This is a genomic window from Citrobacter sp. S55_ASV_140, from assembly GCF_018919505.1.
GTDB classification, from domain to species: Bacteria; Pseudomonadota; Gammaproteobacteria; order Enterobacterales; family Enterobacteriaceae; genus Citrobacter; species Citrobacter werkmanii.
Genome location: NZ_JAHLQZ010000153.1, coordinates 1 through 10,142 on the forward strand (window position 1 = coordinate 1; position 10,142 = coordinate 10,142).

1 protein-coding gene is annotated in these 10,142 nt (G+C 53.4%); it reads right to left on the minus strand.

Going from position 1 to position 10,142, the window contains the following annotated elements; all coding sequences use genetic code 11:
* The coding region (locus KQJ18_RS18110; protein WP_216422433.1) for an Ig-like domain-containing protein at positions 1 to 10,142 on the minus strand (10,142 nt) is incomplete at both ends.

A 10,142-nucleotide genomic window follows, 5' to 3' on the forward strand; every position in this document is an offset into this window, starting at 1 on the left:
TCCGCCAGCGGGGTGTCCGGCGTATACGTCCAGTTACCCTGCTCATCCTTGGTTGCGCTGTGCGTTTCACCGTTCAGCGTCACCATCACCGACGTGACGTCCGGGTCGATATTACTCAGGATAAAGGTTGGCGTCGTATCGCTGGTGATATTATCCCCTGCCGTTGCGGTGTCACTGTCCGTATCCATCATTACTGTTGGTGTGCTTAGCGTACTGTCAATGGTGAAATCCAGTGAAGATTCCGCAGTGTTACCTGCGCCATCCGTGACTTTCACCTTCAGGGTCCAACTACCGTCTGACAGCGCAGTTTCCGGCGTATACGTCCAGTTACCCTGCTCATCTTTGGTTGCGCTGTGTGTTTCGCCGTTCAGCGTTACCATCACCGACGTGACGTCCGGGTCAATATTGCTCAGGATAAAGGTTGGCGTCGTCTCATTCGTCAGGTTGTCACCGACATCACCGGTATCGCTGCTGGCATCAAGAGCCACCGTCGGCGTACTGATACTAGTGTCGACGGTGAAATCCAGGCTGGACTGCTTAGTATTTCCTGCCGCATCGGTTACTTTCACCTCAACGGTCCAGTTACCGTCTGCCAGCGGGGTTTCCGGCGTATAGATCCAGTTACCCGAAGCGTCTTTGGTCAGGGTTTGCGTATTGCCGTTTAAGGTCACCTCGACCTTCGTCACATCAGCGTCAACGTTAGTCACGACAAACGTCGGTTTAACGGTTTGCGTGATGTTATCGCCCACCGTGCTAGTATCGCTTGCCGCATCCATGGCGATGACCGGCGCGCTGAGCACAGTATCAATAGTAAAGCTAAAGGATTGCGTTGCGGTATTTCCTGCCGCATCCGTTGCGCTCACCTGAACGTCACATTCGCCGTCACTTAGCGGAGTTCCCCATGTTACGGTCCAGACGCCATCGCTGATCTTCGTTGCCTGCACCGTCGTTCCATCAATCGTTACGCTCACCGCAACGACATCCTTCTCGATGTTACTCAAAACCAGCGTCGGGGTTGAGTCATTGGTCAGGTTGTCGCCCAGCGCACCACCGTCTGAGGTTACATCCAGCGCCACGGCTGGCGTCGTGAACATCACATCAAGGTCGACAGGCACGCTGATATTGGTGGCAGAATCCTCTGCCTGAATGCTGACTTTACCGCCATCAGGATAGTTAATCGCGGTACTCCAACTTCCGGAGCTGTTGACATTAACTGTGGTGATAACGTTGCCGGACTCATCCTTGATAACAATGGTCGTTCCCGCTTCCGCCTTGCCTGAGAGGATCCACAGGTTCCCCTCTTCGTTCCAGGAAGAGATCTCTACCGTTGGCGTATTTGGCGCAACGCTATCGACCAGAATGTCATGGTTAATGGTTTGGGTATTGCCGGCAGTATCTTTAATGGTGAAGGTTAAGTTGCTGGTCCCTTCAGGCAACGCGCTGGCCTTGATGCTCCAGGTGCCATCGGCGGCAACTGTGGTGGTAGCCACCACCATCCCTGCCACCATCAGGGTGACAGTAGCCCCCGCCTCACCGACGCCATTAAAGACAGGCGTGCGGTTGTTAACTACCCATTTATCGGCCGAACTGTCTTTGTCGTCCTGCACGTTGGCGGTGAACTGGCTGATGGAGGTATCAATCACTATCGTGAAGGTTGAGACGGTACTGTCGTTCCCCGCGCGGTCTTCTGAACTCACCTGGACGGTCCATGTCGCATCGCTAAGCAACATAGGATTAACGTTTACGCTCCATTTTCCTGTACCGTCTGCCCAGACGTTGCTAACGGTCATTCCATTAATTTTGACAGTGACATAGCTGTTAGCCTCAGCCATACCGCTCAGCTTAATACCTGCAGAAATATCATTGATGTAAATCGTACCATCAACGGTGTGGTCAGCGACGCTCTCTCCGTTAATATTGTCCAGCGTGACGGGAGTATCGTTAACCGTATCGATCGTGAACTTCTGATCGCCAGTGGAGGCCGTATTGCCGGCGGCATCGGCAATATCAAAGCGGATGGTATGGCTACCGTCGTCCAGCGCTTGCGGAACGGTATATTGATAATTTCGCCCGGAGATCGTGATGGTTTCCACATACTTACCATCAATATAAACCTTGACGGGCTGACCCGTTTCACTGTTGATCTGGAACGTCGGCGTCGTTCGGGCGGTAACATAATCGTTAGAGTAGAGGCCACCATCAGGATTCATTTTATCCAGCTCAATCCAGGTGCTGGTATCGACCGTAACCAGAATGCGTGCCGACTCTGCGGTATTGCCCGCCGTATCTTCCGCCACTACGCGGATGGAATATTCACCGTCAGCCAACGTAGTTGGGTATTGCCACGTCCAGTTGCCTTCGGCATCCGCCGTTACCGTTGCGACCGTTTTTTCATCCACCAGAATAGAAATCGTCGCCCCCGGCTCTCCCGTACCATGGAAGGCTGGCGTATTGTCGCTGGTTATGTTGTCATCCAGCGAGCCTGAGTTAGACGCGTCATCCAGGTTGATGGTCGGGTAATCGGTATGGCTATCCAGCGTGAAGACAAATGGATCGCTGGTCTGGCTGTTTCCGGCCACATCCGTGATCTGTACCGTCAGGCTGTACTCGCCATCATCATTGAGGATCAGCGGTACCGTCCAACTGCCATCAGCCGCTACGGTAACCTGGCCTGCCGCGACGCCATTCAAATAGACGGTAATCGTAGCGCCGCTTTCACCGGTACCTGTGACACTCAGCGCTTTACTATTGGTCAGGTCCGGCAGCGTATCGACGCTAAAATTGTCAACCACGGTATCAATAACAACGGTAGTCGTTGCACTGGTTGCGGTATTGCCTGCCGCATCCGTCGACACCATTTTAATATCATAAGAACCGTCGGCGCTTTCCGGCATCGTCCAGCTCACTGTCCCTGCCGCATCGGCGGTTACCGTGGCAACTTTTTCGCCATTGACATAAACATCGACCGTCGCATTAGGATCGGTGACTGCCGTCAGGGTTGGCGTAGTCACGTTGGTGATGGCGTCCAGCGTGTCCGCACTGTTGGAATCACGACTCAGGACTACGTCAGTGATGCTATTTTGCGTATCGCGGGTAATATCGATATTTTTGGAGACGGTATTGCCAGCAGCATCGGTGGAAGTCACCACAAAGGTTTGCATCCCCTCCTGCAGCGTAATTTCCGTACTCCATGCACCATCGCTCTCCACGGCAATGGTAGCCAGAATCTCGCCCTGCGTATTGGCGATCGTAACGGTTGAGCCCGCTTCTGCGGTACCGTCAAGGTGAACGCTGGTTTTTTGGGTGATGTTGTCGGTATCGCTGGTGCCGGTATCATCCGTATCGCGTAAATCAACGGTCAGTGGCGCAATATAGGTATCGAGAACAAAACTCTCCGGGCCGAAGGTTTCTGTGTTACCCGCCACATCTGTTACCGAGAAGCTAATCTCATGCTCTCCGTCAGCGCCAATGTTTGTAATCGATGCCAGCCATTTACCATCACTGGCGGCGACCGTTTCCACCACTACACGACCGTCAATCATCACCTTGATATGCGCGCCGGCTTCAGAGATTCCGCTCACTACCGGGGTATTGGTGTTCAGATACCCTTCATCATTTAATCCGTTAATATCCCAGTCAAGAGGAACCACATGCGTGTCAATGACCAGACTTGCAGGGTCAGATTTTACCTCCTCCCCGTTGTTCGGGTTAATGACGCTCACCTCTATGCTGTAGGTCCCTTCAGCCATTTCTGGCAGGTTAAAGTTGTAGCGTCCGGTTGAGTCCGTTGCCGCGGTACCAACCACCTCACCGTTAACATAGATCGTCACGGTGCTGCCCGGCAGCGATGTCCCGGTAATTGATGGCGTCGTATCATTAGTGACAAAGTCACCAATGGAGCCGCTATCCGATGCGGTTTGTAGCTGCAGTGTCGGTGGATCGACGTCGATCAGCGGAATGATAAAGGCGAAGTTAGTGGCATCAGAGACGTTACCCGCTTTGTCGGTCGCGACGACGCTAATAATATGATCGCCAGAGTTAATGGCGCTCGGCGGCGTCCATGACCATGTTCCGTTGCTGTCCGCCACAACACTGGCGACAGTAACGCCATCAATACTTATCACCAGCGTCGATCCTGCTTCCGCAGTACCGCTGAATTCTGGCGCCAGGCTTAAGGCTTCATGGTTATTCCCGGGATCGGACTCGCTCAATGCAACACCCGGCGCGTTAACCACTGTATCGATAACAAAATCAATGTTGCTTGCCTGGGTGTTTCCGGCCTTATCGGTCGCGGTAACCGAGATGGTATAGTTGCCATCAGTCAAATCACCCAGCGTAATAGACCAGGTCCCGTCCGAGGCAGGAGAGATCGTTTGGGTCTGAATCGCATTACCGCTCTCATCCAGCACGGTCACCACTAGCGTTGCGTCTTTGTCCGTCAGACCGCCGAACGTAGGTGACGTATCTTTGGTGATTTTATCCGTCTGCGAAGAGCCTGTATCAGAAGAGGCCAGCAGCTCCACCGACAGCGCAACGTGTGTGTCAATGGTAAAATTCATGCTGCTTTCAGCGGTATTACCGGCTTTATCCGTAACGGTCACTTCTGCGGTGTAGTTACCATCCGCCAGATTGGCTGAGGTAACCGTCCATTCCCCAGCTTCATTTTGTGTCGCCGTATATTTCGCACCGTTTATAACAACAAACACGGTATCAACATCGTCCGGCACGCCGGAAACTATGAACGTCGGCTGCGTATCATTGGTTAACGAATCACTTGAGCTATCGCCAGAATCACTGGCGCTATCCATCGAAATGGTTGGCTGCGGGATCTGAGTGTCAATCGTAAAAGTCAGGGTCTCTGTCTGGTGGTTGCCCGCGACATCGACCATCTCCACGGTGGCGGTGTAAGTACCATCCGCTAGCATGTCAGCGGTATAAATCCACTCGCCCTGGGCGTTTTTCTCCAGCGTCTGCGTGTGCCCATTGAGCGTGACGGTGACGGAGGTGAGTTCCTCCGCCGCGCTAATCTGGATACGCGGCACTGAGACGTTAGTCAGGTTATCGGTGGTATTCTGCCCGGTATCATCCAGCAGCAGCACGGCAGGAGAGTCAACCACCGTATCAACGGTAAAGTTATAGGTTGTCGATGCGCTGTTACCCGCATTATCCGTAAAGGTCACGACCACGCTATATGCGCCATCCGCCAGGCTTTGCGGTACCTGCCAGCTCGTTGTCGACGGATCCAGTGACAGCGTCGTGTCACCAAGAGTTACCGTTATACTGGCGATATCGGCAGGTACGCCGCTGATACTGATAACCGGTTTCGTCACGTTGGTGATGTTATCATCAGTGCTGCCGCTGTTGCTGCCATTATCCAGCGCCAGAATCGGTGCTGAGCAAATGGTATCAACGGTAAAGCTCATTGAGGATGATTTGGTATTGCCTGCATCATCTTCAACCTTAACAGTTGCGGTATAAGTTCCATCCGGGAGGGCATCAGCATCGGGTAACTGCAAGCCCCATACTCCGTTCTTTTCCGTCGCGTTATAGGTTTTATTGTTGATAGTGACAGTGACGCTATAAGCATCGCTATCGATATTATCGAGCGTGAAATATGGCGTCGTATCGTTGGTTAGGTGATCGTTTGACAAGGTCCCCGTATCACTTGCAGCCGCTAAATCGATTGTTGGCGTGCTAAGAGTGGTATCCACGACAAATTTGAGTTCGGTGCTGGCGGTGTTACCCGCTTTATCCACTACTGAAACGTCGAGAGTGTAGTTGCCATCTGCCAGTGCCGGAGCCGAGTAGATCCAGCGGCCGGACTCATCCTTCGTCAACGAAGTCACCGTGCCGTTGAGGGTTACGCTCACCGACTCCACATCCGCCGGAACGCTGATTTCAAATTCAGGGGCATTGCTCTTCGTTATGTTATCGCTGTCGGAATAGCCCGTGTCGTCACCGACGACAAAGTCCACCGATACCGACGTTTGCGTATCAATGGTGAAGGTCAGCGGAGTTTCTTTGGTATTTCCGGCGTTATCCGTCACCGTGGCAATTAAGGTGTAAGTGCCGTCTGCCAGCGCTTCATCCGGCGTAAAACTCACCGGCTGACTGGTCAAATCCACAGGAATATCTTTGCCGTTCAGGTTCACCGTCAGACTATAAACATCTTTATCCAGCGAACCAAACTCAAACGTCGGCTGGGTATTGTTAGTGTAATTATCGGCGGAACTGCTGCCGCTGTCGTCCTCGTCTTTAAGATCCACCGTCACAGGTGTAAGCGTTGTATCGATAGTAAAGGTGAAAGTTTCCTGGGTTGTGTTGCCCGCTTTATCCATCACGTTGACGACAATCGAATGCTCACCATCGGACAACGCCGAGCTGGCGGTGTAGGTCCACTTGCCATTGGTTTTCGTCAGCGTCTGGGCATCACCGCCGTCCAGTGCCACCGAGACATGCGTAACATCTGCGGCAACGCTAATATCAAAGCTTGGGATGGTATCGTTCGTTAAATGGTCATCCGAAGAAAAACCGGTATCATCAGACATGGTAATCTGATCGATTGCCACCGTGGTATCAATGGTAAAATCGAGATCGGACGTCCGTTCGTTCCCCGCTTTATCGGTTGCCGTGACCGTTATCGTATAGTCCCCATCGGCCAGTTTAGGAGCCTGGAATACCCACTCGCCGTCGGCATTTTTGGTGACGTCATAGTCGACACCGTTCAGGGTGACGATAACTGAATAGATATCACTATCAACATTGTTGATAACAAATTCGGGCTGCGTTTTCGACGTCAGATTATCGTCGTCGCTATCACCCGAGTCGGATGAGCTGCTGAGATCGATAGTTGGCGTCGATAATGTAGTATCTACTGTAAAGGAGAAGGTCTGCGTTGAGGTATTTCCCGCCCGATCCTGCACTTCCAGGATCATTTTATGATTGCCATCCGAAAGTGCCGATGGAGGCGTAAAGCTCCAGTTACCGCTGCCATCCTGCGTCAGCGTAATCGGCACCCCATCAAGCGTAATGACGGCATGCGTCACGTCGCTGTCCATGTTGCTTATCAGGAACGTGGGCTTATTGTTACTCGTCAAATGATCGGTAGCGTCATAACCCGTGTCATCACCCGCGTCGAACGCAATAGTCGGTACGGAAAGCTGGTTATCAAAGGTGATCGTTTTCGTGTCGCTGGTGGTGTTCCCTGCGGCATCTTCAACGGTAACGGTCAGCGTGTAATCTCCAGCGACAGAGAGTATCGGCGAGGTGACGGTCCAGTCACCGTTGGCATTTTTCACCACGGTACAGGCAAGACCGTTAATCGTTGCCGTCAGGCTGACGACATCATCAGAGGTGGTGACGTTAAATATCGGTTGGGCAGCATTCGTGATGCCATCGGAGGACGAATCCCCGGTATCTGTCGTCAGAGTGATGGAATTAATATCCACCGAGGTATCCACGGTGAAATCATATGTCGACGTTCTTTGGTTTCCTGCTTCATCAGTAACGCGTACATCCAGCGTATATTTCCCTTCAACAAGGGCGGTTTCTGGAGTATAGGTCCAACTGCCATCCGCTTGTTTCTTAACGGTTGTCGTCGCGCCGTTCAGCGTCACTTCGATGCTGTAAACATCTGCCGGCACATTGCCTAGTTCAAACGTAGGTTTTGTGTCGTTGGTAACATTGTCGCCTACCACACCACTGTCATCCGCCGCCATCATCTTGACGGTGAGCGGCTCCAGGGTGGTGTCAATGGTGAATGTTTGCGCGCGATTCGCCGTATTGCCTGCGTCATCCGTAACGGTCACCGTAAGCGTATATTCACCGTCCGCAAGGGCAGATGGCAGAGTCACCACCCACTTCCCTTCCTGGAAAATGGCATCCTGAGTCAGTGAGCCTATGCTGACAGTGACAGCATGCGCATCAGCAGGCGCGGTGATCGCAAACGTTGGGGTGGAATCGTTGGTCATCCAGTCGTTTTGCACGCCGGTATCACTTTGCAGAGTAATACCGTCCACGCTGGTGGAGGTGTCAATGGTCACGGAGAGTGAGGTCGTCTTTTCATTACCTGCATCATCAACAACCGTCAATTGGGCCTGCCAAATCCCATCCGGCAGATCGGCGGGAACGGTAAAGGTAGCACTGCCATTTTCAACCGTAATAGGCCATGTCTGACCGTTAATCGTCAGTGAAACGCTGACAACGTCGCTATCGATATTGCCGATCACAAACGTTGGGCGCACATCCTGAGTGACATTATCTGAATCACTGTGCCCCGTATCGCTATCGCTTGAAAGCTGCAGCGTCGGCACAGAAAGGGTCGTATCAACCGTAAAATTGAGATCTTTATTACTGGTATTACCCGCTTCATCTGTTACGGTAACCGACACAGTATGTGCTCCATCGGCGAGCACCGCGGTGAAAAAATGCCACTTTCCATCGGTCTGCTTAGAAGCTTCACCAGCCGCTTTACCATCAATCATTATGCTGACATGCGTGACATCATCCGGCACGCCGATCGCAAACTCAGGTGTATTCACATTGGTTTGGTTATCGGTGGTGCTTGAACCGGTATCATCCAGAAGCACGATAGAGTCGATGTGAGTGACAGTATCTATTTCAAACCTGGCAGCGTCAGAGGTGCTCTGATTACCCGCCATGTCTTCAACCGTGACCGTTATCGTATATTGCCCATCGTCCAGCGCAACCGGACAGGCCCAGGCTCCGCTTTCGTAGGTTTCACTGTCCAGTGTCCAACTATCTTTATAGCTGCCATCGCTACTCACAATCGCTATCGTAATCGTATTGACGTCATCAGTATCCACGCCACTAATCAGGAATTGCGGCTTCGTCTCATTAGTCAGCCCATCGGTCTGGCTGTCACCCGAATCAGATACCGTCGCAAGTTCGACTGTCGGTTTATCGACAATGGTATCGATAGTAAAGCTAATCTTACTGTCAGCACTGTTACCTGCCACGTCAGTCACCGTCACAGTTGCAGTGTAACTGCCATCTTGCAACTCATCAGGTAGGGTGAAAGAAGTACTCTTGCTCAGATCTATTGTGTAGTGCTGCCCGGTGCTCAACGTCAGGGTAATAGTGGCGACATCGTCCGGAATATTGCTGAACTTAAACGTCGGTGTTGTGTCCGCAGTATAATTATCTGTCGAGCTCTCTCCCGTGTCAGACGTCTTATCCAGCACAATATTGACTGGCAGAACCTCTGTATCCACCGTGATAGCCAGCGCCGCCGAGGTCGCGGTGTTGCCGGCGTCGTCGGTCACCTGCACGCTGATGCTGTAGTCGCCGTCCGCCAGCTCCGGGGCGGTAAAGGTCCACCTGCCCTCAGCCTTCACGGCGTCATAGGCGGTGCCGTTGATAAGAACCTGCACCTTCGTCACATCCGCATCGATATTCCCCAGCGTGAACGCCGGCGTGGTGTCGTTCGTGATGTTGTCGCTGTTGAGGCTGCCGCTGTCTGACGCATCCGCCAGATCGATGGTCGGCACCGACAGCGTGGTGTCCACCGTAAAGGTCAGGATGGCCGAGTCCGCAGTGTTGCCCGCCAGATCGGTGACGGTGGCCACGATGGTGTGGTCGCCGTCGGCCAGCGCGGTGCTGTCAATATGCCACTGCCCGTCCGCGTCCTTCGTCGCCGCCACCGGCTTACCGCCGTCGATGCTCACCATCACGCTGACGGCGTCGTTATCCGTGGCAATGGCAAAGCCCGGGGTGGTGTCGTTGGTCTGGTTGTCGCCGGGGGTGCCGGTGTCGTCGCTCAGCGTGATCACCGGTACCGCCACGCTGGTGTCCACCGTCATGGCCAGCGCCGTGGAGGTCTGCACGTTCCCCGCGTCGTCGGTGACCTGCACGGTGACGCTGTAGTCCCCGTCCGCCAGCTCCGGGGCGGTAAAGGTCCACCTGCCCTCAGCCTTCACGGCGTCATAGGCGGTGCCGTTGATAAGAACCTGCACCTTCGTCACGTCCGCATCAATACTGCCCAGCGTGAACGCCGGCGTGGTGTCGTTCGTGATGTTGTCGCTGTTGCTGCTGCCGCTGTCTGACGCATCCGCCAGATCGATGGTCGGCACCGACAGCGTGGTGTCCACCGTAAAGGTCAGGGCGGCCGAGTCCGCGGTGTT